A 16,264-nucleotide genomic window follows, 5' to 3' on the forward strand; every position below is an offset into this window, starting at 1 on the left:
AGATCCTGAGTCGGGTGAAGGCAGTGATTCGATGACCGGGGCATGCCTGACTGTCAGTCAGGTGCAGTCCATTCCCTGGGCTGCGGCACCTTCATCTGCATCGCTGTTGCTGGTGACTTCGGTGTTTGTCACGCCAATTGTCACGAAGGGGAATGCCGCAAAGCCCTGTACGAGTTGGGCTGCAGCAGCGGTTGGAGCGCCCGTCTCTTTCCGGGAGAAAGAGACGGGCGCAGGTTGGCGCACGGGAGTGGCCAAGCGGATTGGTTGCTGCAGGGCAGCTATGAAAGGGGATGAGTTGCCGCAGTGGGCACACTGGTAAAAGTAGGCATCCATCACATCGCTGTGACCGTGCGAGCCGCCGGACGCTAATCACACTTTGGGAGAACCACCACGGTGTGGCGTAGCCTTAAAGGTTCTGGCTACCTGGGTTGCTGTCAACGACAGCACTTGCACGATCTTTTCTACGCTCGCCGATAGACAGGGTCAAGGCTCGACTTTTCGAGAATTCTGCGGCTGCGAATGGCATAAGCCGTCTATGGAAATCCGTGGTTTCTAGAAGACGGTTACACTGATTTTTAGGTTTTTCAAGTGAGGCCCTTCCAAGCAGGGCGGCTTTGCCGCCCTGCTTGGAAGGGCCTGCGTGGAAGGCAACGCTGTGGAGATTTCACTGGCGTGTTAGCGCTGGAATGCGCCACGCTCATCTTCCAAGGCGCTGATGCCGCCATCGACCGCGTTGACCCCGAGAAGCTCCGAAGACTTGCGCGACAGAAACTGATTAACCCGCGTATCAAACTGATCCCGCAGGCTCGCCGTAATCCCAACCCTGAGCGCATCGAGATAATCGGCATACCACTGCATCATGATCCGCCGTTGTGTCAGGTACAGCGCTTGGTTGTACTCCCCAGCAATGCCACCCTCGACATGCGCCAGTTGGCTTTCAACATGATCCTTCAGCCACCCATGTTCGCGCAGCAGCGTGCTCGCGGTGTGGCGAACGCCATGGCTCACCATCCGCCCTTTGTAGCCAATCTTGGCAAACACCAGATTGATCGTGTTCTCGCTGATGACGGGCCGTTTCTCACCACTACCCGGAAACAGGTAGCGGCTGCGCCCAGTGCATTGGTGCAGCTTGATCAGCATCGCGATCAGTTGATGGGGCAGGGGGCTGACATAGTCCCGGCGCATCTTCATGCGTTCAGCTGGTATGGTCCACGTCCCTTCTTCAAAATCGATTTCATCCCACGTCGCATACCGAACCATGCCGGGTCGGCTCGCCGTCAGTATTGCCATCCACGAAGCAATCCTCGACGGCAACCGGCTGGTGGTCTTACTCAGCGCCTGAAGAAACTCCGGCAGCTCGCTTTCACGCAAATGCGGATAGTGCTCAGGGGGAGGCGGCACCAACGCGATGGCATGAAGTTCTGAAGCCGGATTGTGTTCGCACAACCCCCGCGCAATCGCCTGACTGAAAATCTGCTTGAGCCAGGTCCGAGCCTTGTCTGCCACATTGAACGCCCCACGCTTTTCGATGCTGGCCTGCAACTTCGCGCAGTCGGCGCGAGTGATGTGCTCCAGCTGCATCTCGCCGAGTGCCGGTAGCAGATCCTTGTCGAGGTAGTCGCGAATCTTCTTTAGCGTCGCATGGCTGCGGCCGGAGTCGGCCTTGAACTGATACCAGTACTCCGTTGCTCGCCTGAAGGTGTTGAGCCCAGCCTCCCGTTGCTGCTGCTTGTCATCCCGCCGCTTGGCGCCAGGGTTGATGTCGTCCTTGAGCAGCTTCCGGCATTCAGCAGCCCGTTCACGAGCCTCCTGCAAGGAGATGCTCGGATAGACACCAAGCGACACCCGCGCCGGCCGACCAAGGTACGTATAGCGGAAATGCCAGTACTTGTGCCCGTTCGGCTGAACCAAAAGGGCAAGACCCGAACTATCACCCAATGTGTATTGCTTGTCGGTAGGCTTGGACGCTTTGACTTGCAAGGCGGTGAGGGGCATGGCTGTACACCTCCGGTTCTCGAACTGGAATCTGTACAGAAAATGTACCAAAAAGAGGCTGGCTTGCAAGGGACGGGGATGGAACCCCAGAGACCAAAAAGCCCGCAGTTAGCGGGCTCTAGAGGTGTTGCGTAGACGCTGGTAGTCGTCTATGTACTGCAAATGGTGCCCCGAGGGAGACTCGAACTCCCACTCCTTTCGAAAACGGATTTTGAATCCGCCGCGTCTACCAATTCCGCCATCAGGGCTTGTGGCGGCGAAGTATAAAGAGGCGCCTACCGTTGGTCAATCAGGTTTCATGGTCAATTTTCACGGTTTCGGCTAAACTTTCCGGCCCTGTCGAACCGAACACCATCATGCGCGTCGCCGATTTTTCTTTTGAGCTTCCTGATTCCCTGATCGCTCGCCATCCGCTGGCGCAGCGCCATAGCAGCCGGCTGCTGACCCTGGACGGGCCGAGCGGGGCACTGGCGCATCGCCAGTTCACCGACCTGCTCGAGCATTTGCGCCCGGGCGATCTGATGGTGTTCAACAATACCCGGGTGATTCCGGCGCGTCTGTTCGGCCAGAAGGCCAGCGGCGGCAAGCTGGAGATCCTCGTCGAGCGCGTACTCGACAGTCACCGGGTGCTGGCCCACGTGCGTTCGAGCAAGGCGCCCAAGCCGGGCACGCTGATCGTCATCGACGGCGGTGGCGAGGCCGAGATGGTCGCCCGTCACGACGCGCTGTTCGAGCTGCGCTTTGCCGAAGAGGTGCTGGCGCTGCTCGATCGCGTCGGCCATATGCCGCTGCCGCCGTACATTGATCGTCCGGACGAGGGCGCCGACCGCGAGCGCTACCAGACGGTATATGCCGAGCGCGCCGGGGCCGTGGCCGCACCGACCGCCGGCCTGCACTTCGATGAAGAGCTGCTGGCCAAGATCGCCGCCAAAGGCGTGGAAACCGCCTTCGTCACCCTGCACGTGGGGGCTGGTACTTTCCAGCCAGTGCGGGTCGAGCGCATCGAAGACCACCACATGCATAAAGAGTGGCTGGAGGTCGGCCAGGACGTGGTCGACGCCGTGGCGGCCTGCCGCGCCCGTGGCGGGCGGGTGATTGCCGTGGGCACCACCAGCGTGCGTTCGCTCGAAAGCGCCGCCCGTGATGGTGTGCTCAAGGCGTTCAGCGGCGATACCGATATCTTTATCTTCCCGGGCCGGCCATTCCATGTGGTCGATGCCCTGGTGACCAACTTCCATTTGCCTGAATCCACGCTGCTGATGCTGGTTTCGGCCTTCGCCGGTTATCCCGAGACCATGGCTGCCTATGCGGCGGCGGTCGAGAACGGATACCGCTTCTTCAGTTACGGTGATGCCATGTTCATCACCCGCAATCCGGCGCCACGCGGCCCCGAGGATCAAGCATGAGTCGCACCTGTCGTATGTCCTTCGAATTGCTGGCCACCGACGGCAAGGCCCGTCGCGGCCGCCTGACCTTCCCCCGCGGCGTGGTCGAGACCCCGGCGTTCATGCCGGTGGGTACCTATGGCACGGTCAAGGGCATGCTGCCGCGCGACATCGAAGCGATCGGCGCGCACATGATCCTTGGCAATACCTTCCACCTGTGGCTGCGCCCGGGCACCGAGGTGATCAAGGCCCATGGCGACCTGCATGACTTCATGAAGTGGCAGGGCCCGATTCTCACCGACTCCGGTGGTTTCCAGGTGTTCAGCCTGGGCGCCATGCGCAAGATCCGCGAAGAGGGCGTGACGTTTGCCTCGCCGGTCGACGGCTCCAAGGTGTTCATGGGCCCGGAAGAGTCGATGCAGGTCCAGCGCGACCTGGGCTCGGACGTGGTGATGATCTTCGACGAATGCACCCCGTACCCGGCCGATGAAGACGTCGCCCGCGTGTCCATGGAGCTGTCCCTGCGCTGGGCCCAGCGCTCGAAAAACGCTCACGGCGACAGCACTGCGGCGCTGTTCGGCATTGTCCAGGGCGGCATGCACGAAAACCTGCGCATGCGCTCGCTCGAAGGCCTGGAAAAGATCGGTTTCGACGGCCTGGCCATCGGCGGCCTGTCGGTGGGCGAGCCCAAGCACGAAATGATCAAGGTGCTGGATTACCTGCCAGGGCGCATGCCGGCTGACAAACCTCGTTACCTTATGGGGGTAGGCAAGCCGGAAGATCTCGTTGAGGGTGTGCGCCGCGGCGTCGACATGTTCGATTGCGTGATGCCCACGCGCAACGCGCGCAACGGTCATCTGTTTGTCGATACCGGCGTGCTGAAAATCCGTAACGCGTTCCATCGCCACGATGATTCGCCCCTGGATCCGACCTGCGATTGCTATACCTGCCAGAACTTCTCCCGTGCTTATCTGCATCACCTGGATAAATGCGGCGAAATGTTGGGCAGTATGTTGAATACGATCCATAACTTGCGCCATTACCAGCGGTTGATGGCTGGTTTACGCGAGGCTATTCAACAAGGTACATTGGCCGCCTTTGTCGATGCCTTTTACGCCAAGCGCGGGCTGCCTGTGCCGCCCTTGGATTGATGTATTGTCGATCCCTAACAAGTACTGATTTGCAACTGGAGTGCTAAATGAGCTTTCTGATCCCTGCCGCATACGCGGACGCAGCTGCCCCAGCCGCCGGCCCAGCCGGTACTGGCTTCGAGTGGATTTTCCTGGTCGGTTTCCTGGTCATCTTCTACCTGATGATCTGGCGCCCGCAGGCCAAACGTGCCAAAGAGCAGAAAAACCTGCTGAGCAACCTGCAAAAAGGTGACGAAGTTGTCACCAACGGCGGTATCGCCGGCAAGATCGTCAAAGTTGCCGACGACTTCGTGGTTCTGGAAGTGTCCGACAACGTCGAGCTGAAGTTCCAGAAGGGCGCCGTAGCCGCGACCCTGCCTAAAGGCACGCTCAAAGCGATCTAAGTTTCAGTTTTTTACCAATCGACGGGGCGCGCAAGGCGCCCCGCGTCTTGAACGGGCGGCGTGATGCTGAACAAATACCCTCTGTGGAAATACGCACTGATCCTGGTGGTACTGGCGATCGGTTTTATTTATTCCGCTCCCAACCTCTACCCTGATGATCCGGCCGTTCAGGTCAGTGGTGCCAGCACGGCGCTGCAGGTCAATCAGACTGATCTGGACCGCGTGAGCAAAGCGCTCGTTGAGGCCGGAATCCAGGTCAAGGCCGCGAGCCTGGGCGAGAAGGGCAAGGTTGGGCTGGTGCGCCTGACCAAACAGGAAGACCAACTGCCAGCCAAGGATGTAGTGCGCAAGGCACTGGGCGACGACTATGTAGTAGCGCTCAACCTGGCCCCGACTACCCCGCAATGGTTGCGCAACCTGGGCGCCAGCCCGATGAAGCTGGGTCTGGACCTTTCCGGTGGTGTGCACTTCCTGCTTGAAGTGGACATGGACAAGGCCATGTCGGCCCGCCTGAAAGTCTACGAAGGTGAAGTCAAAAGCCTGCTGCGCAAAGAGCGCGTGCGCTACCGCAGCCTGCCGCAACAAGATGGCGGCATTCAGCTGGGCTTCTCCGATGATGACTCCCGCGAACAGGCCCGTAGCCTGATCCGCAAGAATTTCAACGATTTCGAGCTGACCACCACCGAGCGTAACGGCCTGTCCGTGCTGCGTCTGGCGATTACCCCGGCCAAGGTCGCGGAAATCCGTGAATACTCGATCAAGCAGAACCTGACCACGGTACGTAACCGGGTCAACGAACTGGGTGTAGCCGAGCCACTGGTTCAGCGCCAGGGTGCCAACCGCATCGTGGTCGAGCTGCCAGGCGTGCAGGACACAGCCGAAGCCAAGCGGATCCTCGGCAAGACCGCCAACCTCGAATTCCGCCTGGGTGCTGAGCCAGGTGCCTCGAAAGCCACCACCGAAACCTTCGAATTCCGCGAGGGCGGTCGTGCGGCTGCGGTCGAGCGTGGCCTGATCATCACCGGTGACCAGGTCACCGACGCCCAGGCCAGCTTCGACGAGCAAGGCCGTCCGCAAGTGAACATCCGTCTGGATGGTCATGGCGGCGAGCTGATGAGCCGTGCTACCCGTAGCAACGTCGGTCGCAGCATGGCGGTGATCTTCATCGAGCAGCGTCCTACCACGCGCTACGTCAAGCAGATGGTCGACGGCGTCGAAAAAGACGTTGCCGTGCAGACCTTCACCGAAGAGAAGAAGATCATCAGCCTGGCGACCATCCAGTCGCCACTGGGCGGCCAATTCCGTATCACCGGCCTGAACGGTCAGGGTGAATCGTCGGAACTGGCCCTGCTGCTGCGTGCCGGTGGTCTGGCGGCGCCGATGTACTTCGCTGAAGAGCGCACCATTGGCCCGAGCCTGGGTGCCGACAACATCACCAAGGGTATCGACGCTTCCCTGTGGGGCATGCTGTTCGTTTCGCTGTTCATCATGGCCATCTACCGCTTCTTCGGTCTGATTGCGACCATCGCCCTGGCCGGTAACATGGTCATGCTGCTGGCGCTGATGTCCCTGCTGGGGGCGACACTGACCCTGCCGGGTATCGCCGGTATCGTGCTGACCATGGGTATGGCGGTCGACGCCAACGTGCTGATCTTCTCGCGGATCCGCGAAGAGCTGGCCAACGGCATGTCGGTGCAGCGCGCCATCCACGAAGGCTTCAACCGTGCCTACACGGCGATTGTCGATGCCAACCTGACCACCTTGCTGGTCGGTGGCATCCTCTTCGCCATGGGTACCGGCCCGGTCAAGGGCTTTGCGGTTACCATGTCCCTCGGGATTTTCACCTCGATGTTCACGGCCGTCATGGTTACCCGCGCAATGGTCAACCTGACCTGCGGCGGGCGTGATATCAAGAAGCTGTGGGTATAAGGGGCTGCCATGTTACGTACCATTAACTTCATGGGTGTGCGCAACGTTGCGTTCGGCATCACCCTGCTACTGACCGTGCTGGCGTTGTTCAGCTGGTTCTACAAGGGCCTCAACTTCGGCCTGGACTTCACCGGCGGTACGCTCATCGAGCTGACCTACGAGCGTCCGGCCAACCTTGGCGAGGTCCGCGAGGAACTGGTCAAGGCTGGCTTCGAGGATGCGGTGGTGCAGAGTTTCGGTGCTACCACCGACCTGCTGGTGCGCATGCCAGGCGATGACCCGCTGCTGGGTAATCGTGTGTCCGAGGCGCTGCAAAAGGTCAGTTCCGACAACCCTGCAGTGGTCAAGCGCGTCGAGTTCGTTGGCCCGCAAGTCGGTGAAGAGCTGCGCGACCAGGGCGGCCTGGGCATGTTGCTGGCTCTTGGCGGCATCATGATCTACCTGGCCTTCCGCTTTCAGTGGAAGTTCGCCCTGGGTGCGATCCTGTCGCTGATCCACGACGTGGTCGTGACCATGGGGATCCTCTCGTTCTTCCAGATTACCTTCGACCTGACGGTACTGGCGGCGGTGCTGGCGATCATCGGTTACTCGCTCAACGACACCATCGTCGTGTTCGACCGGGTGCGGGAGAACTTCCGGGTACTGCGCAAGGCTTCGCTGATCGAGAACATCAACATCTCGACCACCCAGACCCTGCTGCGTACCGTGGCAACATCGGTATCGACCCTGTTGGCCATTGCCGCGCTGCTGTTCTTCGGTGGCGACAACCTGTGGGGCTTCTCCCTGGCGCTGTTCATCGGCGTCATGGCGGGTACCTACTCGTCGATCTACATCGCCAACGTGGTGCTGATCTGGCTGAACCTGAGCAGCGAAGACCTGATCCCGACCGTAAAAGCCGAGGGCGTGGACGACCGTCCATAAGGGTTTTCCCACGCGGTTGGCCGTACAAAAAGGCGCGAGTGTTGAACTCGCGCCTTTTTTTATGCTCCAAGGCAGGGAGAAGGCGGGCTTTGTCCTGCAGGTACGATCAGGAGGTTCAGGTGAACAAGTCGATGCTGGTGGGTGCGGTTCTGGGTGCTGTCGGTGTAACAGCCGGAGGTGCTGTTGCCACCTACAACCTGGTCAAGGGTGGACCGGAGTTCGCCGAAGTGTTGGCGGTGCAGCCGGTCAAGCAGACAGTCAAGACACCTCGTGAAGTGTGCAAGGATGTCACCGTGACGCGTCAGGCGCCGGTAAAGGATCAGCACCAGATCGCCGGTACTGTGGTTGGCGCGCTGGCGGGTGGCCTGCTGGGTAATCAGATTGGCGGCGGCACCGGTAAGAAAATCGCTACCGTGGCCGGTGCTGTCGGTGGTGGCTATGCCGGTAACAAGGTGCAGGAGGGCATGCAGGAGCGTGATACCTATACCACCACGCAAACCCGCTGCAACACGGTCAATGACCTGAGCGAGAAGGTTGTCGGATATGACGTGAAGTACTCGATCGGCGACAAGGTCGGTCAGGTGCGCATGGACCGTGATCCGGGTTCGCAGATTCCGCTGGATAAAGAAGGCAAGCTGGTGCTCGGCCAGGCCCAGCCCGGTCAGTAACGGCGCGGTCTCTGTAGGAGCTGGGCTTGCCGGCGATCGAGCGCGAAGCGGTCGCAGTCCAGGTGCCGGCTACAGTGTTGGCTATACCGGCCTCATCGCTGGCAAGCCAGCTCCCACAGAGAGAAGGTGGTCCATAAGGCCAAAAAAAAGCACCCCGAAGGGTGCTTTTTTGTGCCCGGTCGAAACTCAGCGTTTGATCGAAGCAGGCAGGTGCGGCTGGATAGCAGTCAGGACGGCCTTGAAGCACTTGGTGTTACCGGCAACGATGTGACCCTTCTCGAGGAAGTCGTGGCCGCCGGTGAAATCGCTCACCAGACCGCCGGCTTCCTGGATCAGCAGGGCGCCTGCAGCCATGTCCCACTCCGACAGGCCCGATTCCCAGAAGGCATCGAAACGACCAGCGGCAACGTAGGCCAGGTCCAGGCTGGCAGCGCCGGCGCGGCGGATGCCGGCGGTCTGGCCGACCAGGGCGCGGAACATGCCCAGGTAGTTGTCCAGGTCGGCCATCTGGTTGTCACGGAACGGGAAGCCGGTACCGAGCAGGGCGCCTTCCAGGCTGGTGCGAGGGCTGACGCGCAGGCGGCGGCCGTTCAGCTGGGCGCCACGGCCACGGCTGGCGGTGAATTCTTCCTGGCGGACAGGGTCCAGCACCACGGCGTGCTCAAGGCGGCCACGGTATTTGCAGGCAATGCTGACAGCAAAGTGCGGAACGCCACGCAGGAAGTTGGTGGTGCCATCCAGTGGGTCGATGATCCACAGGTAGTCCTTGCCTTCTTCGCCGCTACCGGCATGCAGGCCGGTCTCTTCGCCGTAGATGGAGTGGTTCGGGTAGGCCTTGCGCAGGGCATCGATGATTTTCTGCTCTGCGGCGCGATCGACTTCGGAGACGTAATCCTTGGCGTCTTTTTCATCAACCTTGATGCTATCCAGGCGCTCGATGGAGCGGAAAATCAATTCACTGGCGCTGCGGGCGGCGCGCAGCGCGATATTCAGCATGGGCTGCATGGACGTTTCACCTGGGTCGTTAAAGAAAGCCGAACATTCTAGCAGAAAACTTTGCGCGAAGAAGGGTGACATTTGCTTTCGTAGCGTAAAGTCGGTCGCTTCTGTAAGATTTGCTCCCCCTTCGCAACGTCTGTGAGCGCTCGCCTTGCTGCAAAATATTCGTGTTGTTCTGGTCAATACCAGCCACCCGGGCAATATCGGCGGCGCAGCGCGTGCCATGAAAAACATGGGCTTGTCGCGGCTGGTGCTGGTCGACCCGCAGGATTTTCCGTCCCACGAGGCCGATGCCCGTGCGTCGGGTGCCGATGACGTGCTGGCCGGTGCGCAAGTGGTCGCCACCCTCGAAGACGCGTTGGTCGGCTGCAACCTGGTGTTCGGCACCAGTGCCCGCGAGCGACGCATCCCCTGGCCGCTGGTCGACCCGCGCGAGTGCGCGAGCAAGGTCATCGAGCATGCCGTTCAGGGCGAGGAGATCGCCCTGGTGTTTGGTCGCGAGCATGCGGGCCTTACCAACGAAGAACTGCAGCGCTGCCATTTTCATGTGCACATCCCCTCGAATCCGGACTTCAGCTCGCTGAACCTCGGTGCTGCGGTGCAGGTGCTGGCCTATGAAGTGCGCATGGCCTGGCTGGCGCTGGAGGGGCAGCTGTCGAAGACGGAAAACACTGAAGTGGCGCCGGAGCGCAGCAGCGAGCTGGCGACCATGGATGAAATGGAGCTGTTCTACGAGCACCTGGAAAAGACCCTGGTCGACATCGGTTTTCTCGACCCGGAGAAGCCCAGGCACCTGATGCCGCGTCTGCGTCGGCTGTACGGGCGCAGCTCGGTCAATCGTTCGGAAATGAGTATTTTGCGCGGCATTCTCACGGAAACCCAGAAAGTGGCTCGTGGCGAACCGCATAAGCGGAAGGATCAATAGATGTTCGAGCGTCTGCGTGAAGATATCCAGAGCGTTTTCCACCGTGACCCGGCGGCGCGCAATGCCTTTGAAGTGCTGACCTGCTACCCGGGCATGCATGCGATCTGGCTGCATCGCGCGGCGCACGCCCTGTGGTTGCGGGACTGGAAGTGGCTGGCCCGGCTGGTGTCGAACTTCGGGCGCTGGCTGACCGGGATCGAGATCCACCCCGGCGCCAAGGTTGGCCGGCGATTTTTCATTGACCATGGCATGGGCATCGTTATTGGCGAAACCGCTGAAATCGGCGACGACGTCACCCTGTACCAGGGTGTAACCCTGGGGGGCACCACCTGGAACAAGGGCAAGCGTCATCCGACCCTGGAAGACGGCGTGGTGGTGGGCGCCGGGGCCAAGGTGCTGGGGCCGTTCACCGTCGGCGCCGGGGCCAAGATCGGCTCCAATGCGGTGGTGACCAAGGCGGTGCCGGCCGGTGCGACTGCCGTGGGTATTCCGGGGCGGATTATCGTCAAGACCGATGCCGAAGTCGAAGCCCGGCGCAAGGCCATGGCCGAGAAGATCGGCTTCGATGCCTATGGCGTCAGCGAGGACATGCCCGACCCGGTGGCTCGCGCCATTGGTCAGCTGCTCGACCACCTGCAGGCCGTCGACGGGCGCCTGGAGGACATGTGCGGCGCGCTGAAGAGCCTGGGCAGCGACTACTGCGCCAAGGAGCTGCCGGCCCTGCGTGAAGAAGACTTCGCCCAGATCAAGGACGAGGCCCGTAGCGACGCGTCGACGCATTGACAGAAGGGGCGTGCGCAAGCGCCCCTTAGTTTGCTATCATTCGGCCGCCCTCTCGCGGTAAACCCGACTAAAGCACTAGGTCTTATAGTTGACTTAAATGCTCGGGAATAGCATACTCGCTCCCATTCCGTAACCCCGTGGTACCTACTAGCCATGCGACTGACTACAAAAGGCCGATACGCCGTGACCGCCATGCTCGACCTGGCGTTGCATGCGCAGAATGGGCCGGTGTCTCTGGCCGACATTTCCGAGCGCCAAGGCATTTCCCTCTCTTATCTGGAGCAGCTGTTTGCAAAGCTGCGCCGTAGCAGCCTGGTTTCCAGTGTGCGCGGCCCCGGCGGCGGCTATCAGCTGTCGCGAAGCATGGAGAGCATTCAGGTCGCCCAGGTCATCGACGCGGTCAACGAATCGGTCGATGCCACGCGTTGTCAGGGCCTGGGTGATTGCCACGCCGGCGACACCTGCCTGACCCACCACCTGTGGTGCGACCTCAGCCAGCAGATTCACGAATTCCTCAGCGGCATCAGCCTGGCTGACCTTGTCACTCGCCGTGAGGTACAAGAAGTCGCCCAGCGCCAGGACCTGCGTCGTATCGCAGGCCGGGCACCGCAGCTGGACAAGATTGAGACGTCCGCCGTCGAATGACCGTTTCGATGCGCGGCGCGACCGCCTGATAGGAGATATTCAATGAAGTTGCCGATCTACCTCGATTACTCCGCGACCACACCGGTCGACCCACGCGTCGCCCAGAAGATGAGCGATTGCCTGCTGGTCGACGGGAACTTCGGTAACCCGGCGTCGCGCTCCCACGTCTTTGGCTGGAAAGCCGAGGAAGCGGTCGAGAACGCCCGTCGCCAGGTCGCCGACCTGGTCAATGCCGACCCGCGGGAAATTGTCTGGACCAGCGGTGCAACCGAGTCCGACAACCTGGCAATCAAGGGCGTCGCGCACTTCTACAGCACCAAGGGCAAGCACCTGATCACCTCCAAGATCGAGCACAAGGCTGTTCTGGACAGCACTCGTCAGCTGGAGCGTGAAGGTTTTGAAGTCACCTACATCGAACCAGGTGCCGATGGCCTGATCACCCCGGCCATGGTTGAAGCGGCCCTGCGTGAAGACACCATCCTGGTGTCGATCATGCACGTGAACAACGAAATCGGCACCATCAATGACATCGCCGCCATTGGCGAACTGACCCGCGCCCGCGGCGTCATGTTCCACGTCGATGCCGCGCAGTCCACCGGCAAGGTCGAGATCGACCTGCAAAAGCTGAAAGTCGACCTGATGTCGTTCTCGGCGCACAAAACCTACGGCCCTAAAGGCATTGGCGCGCTGTATGTCAGCCGCAAGCCTCGCGTGCGCCTGGAAGCCGCCATGCACGGCGGCGGTCACGAACGCGGCATGCGTTCGGGCACCCTGGCCACCCACCAGATCGTCGGCATGGGCGAAGCCTTCGCCATCGCCAAAGAACTGATGGCCAGCGAAAACGTGCGCATCAAGGCCCTGAGCGACCGCTTCTACAAGCAGGTTGAAGGCCTCGAAGAGCTGTACATCAACGGCAGCATGACCGCGCGCATTCCGCACAACCTGAACCTGAGCTTCAACTACGTCGAAGGCGAGTCGCTGATCATGGCGCTCAAGGACCTGGCCGTTTCGTCCGGCTCGGCCTGTACTTCGGCTTCGCTCGAGCCGTCCTACGTACTGCGCGCCCTGGGCCGCAACGACGAACTGGCACACAGCTCGATCCGCTTCACCTTCGGTCGTTTCACCACCGAAGAAGAAATCGACTACGCCGCGCAGAAGGTTTGCGAGGCCGTGACCAAGCTGCGCGAATTGTCGCCGCTGTGGGATATGTACAAAGACGGCGTCGACATCTCCAAGATCGAGTGGGCTGCGCACTAAGTAGTCGCCGGCAAGAGCGGCTCTCTGATGAGGAAGGAATTGCACCATGGCATACAGTGAAAAGGTCATCGACCACTACGAAAACCCGCGTAACGTCGGCAAGATGAATGCCGAGGACCCGGATGTCGGCACCGGCATGGTCGGCGCCCCGGCGTGCGGCGACGTCATGCGTCTGCAGATCAAGGTCAACGAGCAGGGCGTCATCGAAGACGCCAAGTTCAAGACCTACGGCTGCGGTTCGGCCATCGCTTCCAGCTCCCTGGCCACCGAGTGGATGAAGGGCAAGACCCTGGACGAAGCCGAAACCATCAAGAACACCCAGCTGGCCGAAGAACTGGCGCTGCCGCCGGTGAAGATCCACTGCTCGGTACTCGCCGAGGACGCCATCAAGGCGGCCGTGCGCGATTACAAGCAGAAGAAAGGTTTGCTCTAAGGTCGCCTGTTGCAGGTAAGGAGTCTCGATGGCTATCAGCATGACAGAAGCCGCCGCCAAACATGTGCGGCGCTCCCTCGACGGACGTGGCAAGGGTGAAGGTATTCGCCTCGGCGTGCGCACCACCGGCTGCTCGGGCCTGGCCTATGTGCTGGAGTTCGTCGATCAGCCGGACAGCGAAGACCTGGTCTTCGAGAGCCATGGCGAGAAGGTCATCATCGATCCGAAAAGCCTGACGTACCTCGACGGTACCGAACTGGATTTCGTCAAGGAAGGGTTGAACGAAGGCTTCAAGTTCAACAACCCCAACGTGCGCGGTGAGTGTGGCTGCGGCGAAAGCTTCAACGTCTGAGGCTGCGCGTGGGTACTCCTTGTCATTTCGCCCTGTTTGACCTGCAACCTGGCTTCCGTCTGGATCTCGACAAGCTGGCCGTTCGCTATCGCGAGCTGGCCCGCGAGGTCCATCCGGATCGCTTCGCCGATGCCTCCGAACGTGAGCAGCGCATTGCGCTGGAGCGTTCGGCTGCGCTGAACGAGGCCTACCAGACTCTCAAGAGCGCGCCCCGGCGTGCACGCTACCTGTTGGCGATCGGCGGTCATGAAGTGCCGCAGGAAGTCACCGTCCATGATCCCGAGTTCCTGCTGCAGCAGATGCAGCTGCGTGAAGAGCTCGAAGACCTCCAGGACAGTGCCGACCTCGATGGCGTGGCCGTCTTCAAGCGTCGCTTGAAAACTGCCCAGGAAGCACTCAATGAGAACTTCGCCGCCTGCTGGGATGATGCTGCGCAGCGTGAACAGGCCGAGCGCCTGATGCGCCGCATGCAGTTTCTCGACAAGCTCGCCTACGAAGTGCGCCAGCTGGAAGAGCGCCTCGACGATTAACCCGGCGCTGCTTCTGGCGGCGCCCCTGGTATTCAGATAAGCATGGCCCTACTGCAGATCGCCGAACCCGGTCAGAGCCCCCAGCCGCACCAGCGTCGCCTGGCGGTGGGTATTGACCTTGGTACCACCAATTCCCTGGTTGCTGCCCTGCGCAGTGGCCGGAGCGAGCCCCTGCCGGATGCCCAAGGCCGGGTCATCCTGCCGTCCGCGGTGCGTTATCACGCCGACCGCATCGATGTCGGCCAGGGGGCCCGCGACGCCGCCTCCAGCGACCCGCTCAATACCGTGCTGTCGGTCAAACGCCTGATGGGCCGTGGCCTGGCGGACGTCAAGCAACTGGGCGAACAGCTGCCGTACCGCTTTGTCGGCGGCGAGTCGCACATGCCGTTTATCGACACCGTCCAGGGCCCGAAAAGCCCGGTGGAAGTCTCGGCCGATATCCTCAAGGTGCTGCGCCAGCGCGCCGAAGAGACCCTGGGTGGCGAGCTGGTCGGCGCGGTGATCACCGTGCCGGCCTATTTCGACGACGCCCAGCGCCAGGCCACCAAGGACGCCGCGCGCCTGGCCGGGCTGAACGTATTGCGCCTGCTCAACGAGCCGACCGCGGCGGCCGTGGCCTATGGCCTGGACCAGAATGCCGAAGGCCTGGTGGCCATCTATGACCTGGGTGGCGGTACCTTCGATATCTCGATCCTGCGCCTGACCGGCGGTGTCTTTGAAGTGCTGGCCACTGGCGGCGACAGCGCCCTGGGTGGCGACGACTTCGATCACGCCATCGCCAGCTGGATCGTCGAGCAGGCTGGGCTGTCCTCGGACCTCGATCCCGGTGCCCAGCGCCAGCTGCTGCAAACCGCCTGTGCAGCCAAAGAGGCCCTGACCAGCGCTGATGCGGTGACGGTTGCCTATGGCGGCTGGCAGGCCGAGTTGACTCGCAGTGCCTTCGATGCCCTGATCGAACCGATGGTCGCCCGCAGCCTCAAGGCCTGCCGCCGCGCCGTGCGTGACAGCGGCGTGGAGCTCGAAGAAGTCGCTGCGGTGGTCATGGTCGGTGGTTCGACCCGCGTGCCGCGTGTGCGCGAGGCTGTCGGTGCGCTGTTTGGCCGTACCCCGCTGACCGAAATCGACCCGGACCAGGTGGTCGCCATCGGCGCCGCTATCCAGGCCGATACCCTGGCCGGTAATCGCCGCGATGGTGGCGAACTGCTTCTGCTCGACGTGATTCCGCTGTCCCTGGGTCTGGAAACCATGGGCGGGCTGATGGAGAAGGTGATTCCGCGCAACACCACCATCCCGGTTGCCCGTGCCCAGGAGTTCACCACTTACAAAGATGGCCAGTCGGCCATGATGATCCACGTGCTGCAGGGTGAGCGCGAACTGATCAGTGACTGCCGCTCCCTGGCGCGCTTCGAACTGCGTGGCATTCCGGCGATGGTCGCCGGTGCCGCGAAGATCCGCGTGACCTTCCAGGTCGACGCCGATGGCCTGCTCAATGTCTCGGCGCGCGAACTGGGTTCGGGCGTTGAGTCGAGCATCCAGGTCAAGCCGTCCTACGGTCTGACCGACGGCGAAATTGCCCGCATGCTCAAGGACTCCTTCGAACATGCCGGTTTCGACAAGGTGGCGCGCCAGCTGCGCGAGCACCAGGTCGACGCCGAGCGCCTGCTCGAAGCGGTGCAGGGCGCCCTGGACGCCGATGGCGAGCGCCTGCTGGACGCCGAAGAGCGCCTGGCGATCGAGCAACAGATGCAAGACTTGCGTGATTTGATCACCGGCACCGATGGCGTGGCCATCGAGCAGCAGACCAAGCGTCTGTCGCAGGTGACCGATGCCTTTGCCGCCCGTCGCCTTGATTCGACGGTAAAAGCCGCTTTGGCCGGGCGCAACCTGAATGAGATCGAGGAATAACTG

At 61.5% G+C, this 16,264-nt stretch carries 16 protein-coding genes and 1 tRNA gene; 14 read left to right on the top strand and 3 right to left on the bottom strand.

What is annotated here, in order from left to right; genetic code table 11:
• Nucleotides 1–675 precede the first annotated feature (675 nt).
• Both BV82_RS05090 and BV82_RS05095 read right to left on the bottom strand, forming a co-directional pair.
• Nucleotides 676–1,995: a tyrosine-type recombinase/integrase gene (locus tag BV82_RS05090; RefSeq protein ID WP_051636696.1), complete on the bottom strand. Its 1,320-nt coding sequence runs from the start codon at nucleotides 1,993–1,995 to the stop codon at nucleotides 676–678.
• A gap of 163 nt (nucleotides 1,996–2,158) precedes the next feature.
• Nucleotides 2,159–2,243: transfer RNA gene (locus tag BV82_RS05095), tRNA-Leu, on the bottom strand.
• A gap of 108 nt (nucleotides 2,244–2,351) precedes the next feature.
• Here BV82_RS05095 and queA point away from each other — a divergent pair.
• The 6 genes from queA to BV82_RS05125 all read left to right on the top strand — a co-directional run bounded on the left by queA (nucleotide 2,352) and on the right by BV82_RS05125 (nucleotide 8,432).
• Nucleotides 2,352–3,401: a tRNA preQ1(34) S-adenosylmethionine ribosyltransferase-isomerase QueA gene (gene queA, locus BV82_RS05100; protein ID WP_010223475.1), complete on the top strand. Its 1,050-nt coding sequence runs from the start codon at nucleotides 2,352–2,354 to the stop codon at nucleotides 3,399–3,401.
• Between the two features lie 14 nt (nucleotides 3,402–3,415).
• Entirely contained in the window at nucleotides 3,416–4,531 is a 1,116-nt protein-coding gene (tgt, locus tag BV82_RS05105; RefSeq protein ID WP_010223474.1) for a tRNA guanosine(34) transglycosylase Tgt, read from the top strand.
• 47 nt (nucleotides 4,532–4,578) lie between these two features.
• Nucleotides 4,579–4,914 (top strand): preprotein translocase subunit YajC, encoded by a 336-nt coding sequence (yajC, locus tag BV82_RS05110; protein WP_010223473.1) that lies wholly within the window; start codon nucleotides 4,579–4,581, stop codon nucleotides 4,912–4,914.
• Between the two features lie 63 nt (nucleotides 4,915–4,977).
• Complete coding sequence (secD, locus tag BV82_RS05115) at nucleotides 4,978–6,843, top strand: protein translocase subunit SecD (RefSeq protein WP_036993913.1); 1,866 nt, start codon at nucleotides 4,978–4,980, stop codon at nucleotides 6,841–6,843.
• A 9-nt stretch (nucleotides 6,844–6,852) separates the two neighbouring features.
• On the top strand, nucleotides 6,853–7,764 hold the full coding sequence (secF, locus tag BV82_RS05120) for a protein translocase subunit SecF (RefSeq protein ID WP_010223471.1): 912 nt from the start codon (nucleotides 6,853–6,855) through the stop codon (nucleotides 7,762–7,764).
• Nucleotides 7,765–7,883: 119 nt separating this feature from the next.
• The gene (locus BV82_RS05125) at nucleotides 7,884–8,432 is read left to right on the top strand and encodes a glycine zipper 2TM domain-containing protein (protein WP_010223470.1); all 549 of its coding nucleotides are present in this window, start codon (nucleotides 7,884–7,886) and stop codon (nucleotides 8,430–8,432) included.
• A gap of 186 nt (nucleotides 8,433–8,618) precedes the next feature.
• Here BV82_RS05125 and suhB read toward each other — a convergent pair whose 3' ends face one another.
• Nucleotides 8,619–9,437, bottom strand: a complete 819-nt coding sequence (gene suhB, locus BV82_RS05130; RefSeq protein ID WP_010223469.1) for a type III secretion system regulator SuhB — start codon at nucleotides 9,435–9,437, stop codon at nucleotides 8,619–8,621.
• Between the two features lie 145 nt (nucleotides 9,438–9,582).
• Between suhB and trmJ the strand changes: the two genes are divergently transcribed.
• The 8 genes from trmJ to hscA all read left to right on the top strand — a co-directional run bounded on the left by trmJ (nucleotide 9,583) and on the right by hscA (nucleotide 16,261).
• On the top strand, nucleotides 9,583–10,356 hold the full coding sequence (gene trmJ / locus BV82_RS05135) for a tRNA (cytosine(32)/uridine(32)-2'-O)-methyltransferase TrmJ (protein WP_010223468.1): 774 nt from the start codon (nucleotides 9,583–9,585) through the stop codon (nucleotides 10,354–10,356).
• The gene (gene cysE / locus BV82_RS05140; protein WP_036993914.1) at nucleotides 10,357–11,139 is read left to right on the top strand and encodes a serine O-acetyltransferase; all 783 of its coding nucleotides are present in this window, start codon (nucleotides 10,357–10,359) and stop codon (nucleotides 11,137–11,139) included. It abuts the gene before it with no gap.
• A gap of 153 nt (nucleotides 11,140–11,292) precedes the next feature.
• Nucleotides 11,293–11,784, top strand: a complete 492-nt coding sequence (iscR, locus tag BV82_RS05145; RefSeq protein ID WP_036993915.1) for a Fe-S cluster assembly transcriptional regulator IscR — start codon at nucleotides 11,293–11,295, stop codon at nucleotides 11,782–11,784.
• A gap of 42 nt (nucleotides 11,785–11,826) precedes the next feature.
• A complete protein-coding gene (locus tag BV82_RS05150; RefSeq protein WP_010223464.1) occupies nucleotides 11,827–13,041 on the top strand; it encodes an IscS subfamily cysteine desulfurase in 1,215 nt (404 codons plus the stop codon).
• A gap of 46 nt (nucleotides 13,042–13,087) precedes the next feature.
• Entirely contained in the window at nucleotides 13,088–13,474 is a 387-nt protein-coding gene (gene iscU / locus BV82_RS05155; protein ID WP_002552476.1) for a Fe-S cluster assembly scaffold IscU, read from the top strand.
• Nucleotides 13,475–13,502: 28 nt separating this feature from the next.
• Entirely contained in the window at nucleotides 13,503–13,826 is a 324-nt protein-coding gene (gene iscA, locus BV82_RS05160; RefSeq protein WP_010223463.1) for an iron-sulfur cluster assembly protein IscA, read from the top strand.
• 8 nt (nucleotides 13,827–13,834) lie between these two features.
• Nucleotides 13,835–14,356 (top strand): co-chaperone HscB, encoded by a 522-nt coding sequence (gene hscB / locus BV82_RS05165; RefSeq protein ID WP_010223462.1) that lies wholly within the window; start codon nucleotides 13,835–13,837, stop codon nucleotides 14,354–14,356.
• 42 nt (nucleotides 14,357–14,398) lie between these two features.
• Nucleotides 14,399–16,261, top strand: a complete 1,863-nt coding sequence (gene hscA / locus BV82_RS05170) for a Fe-S protein assembly chaperone HscA (RefSeq protein ID WP_010223461.1) — start codon at nucleotides 14,399–14,401, stop codon at nucleotides 16,259–16,261.
• The last annotated feature ends 3 nt before the right edge of the window (nucleotides 16,262–16,264 follow it).

It is taken from the genome of Pseudomonas donghuensis (assembly GCF_000696345.2).
GTDB classification, from domain to species: Bacteria; Pseudomonadota; Gammaproteobacteria; order Pseudomonadales; family Pseudomonadaceae; genus Aquipseudomonas; species Aquipseudomonas donghuensis.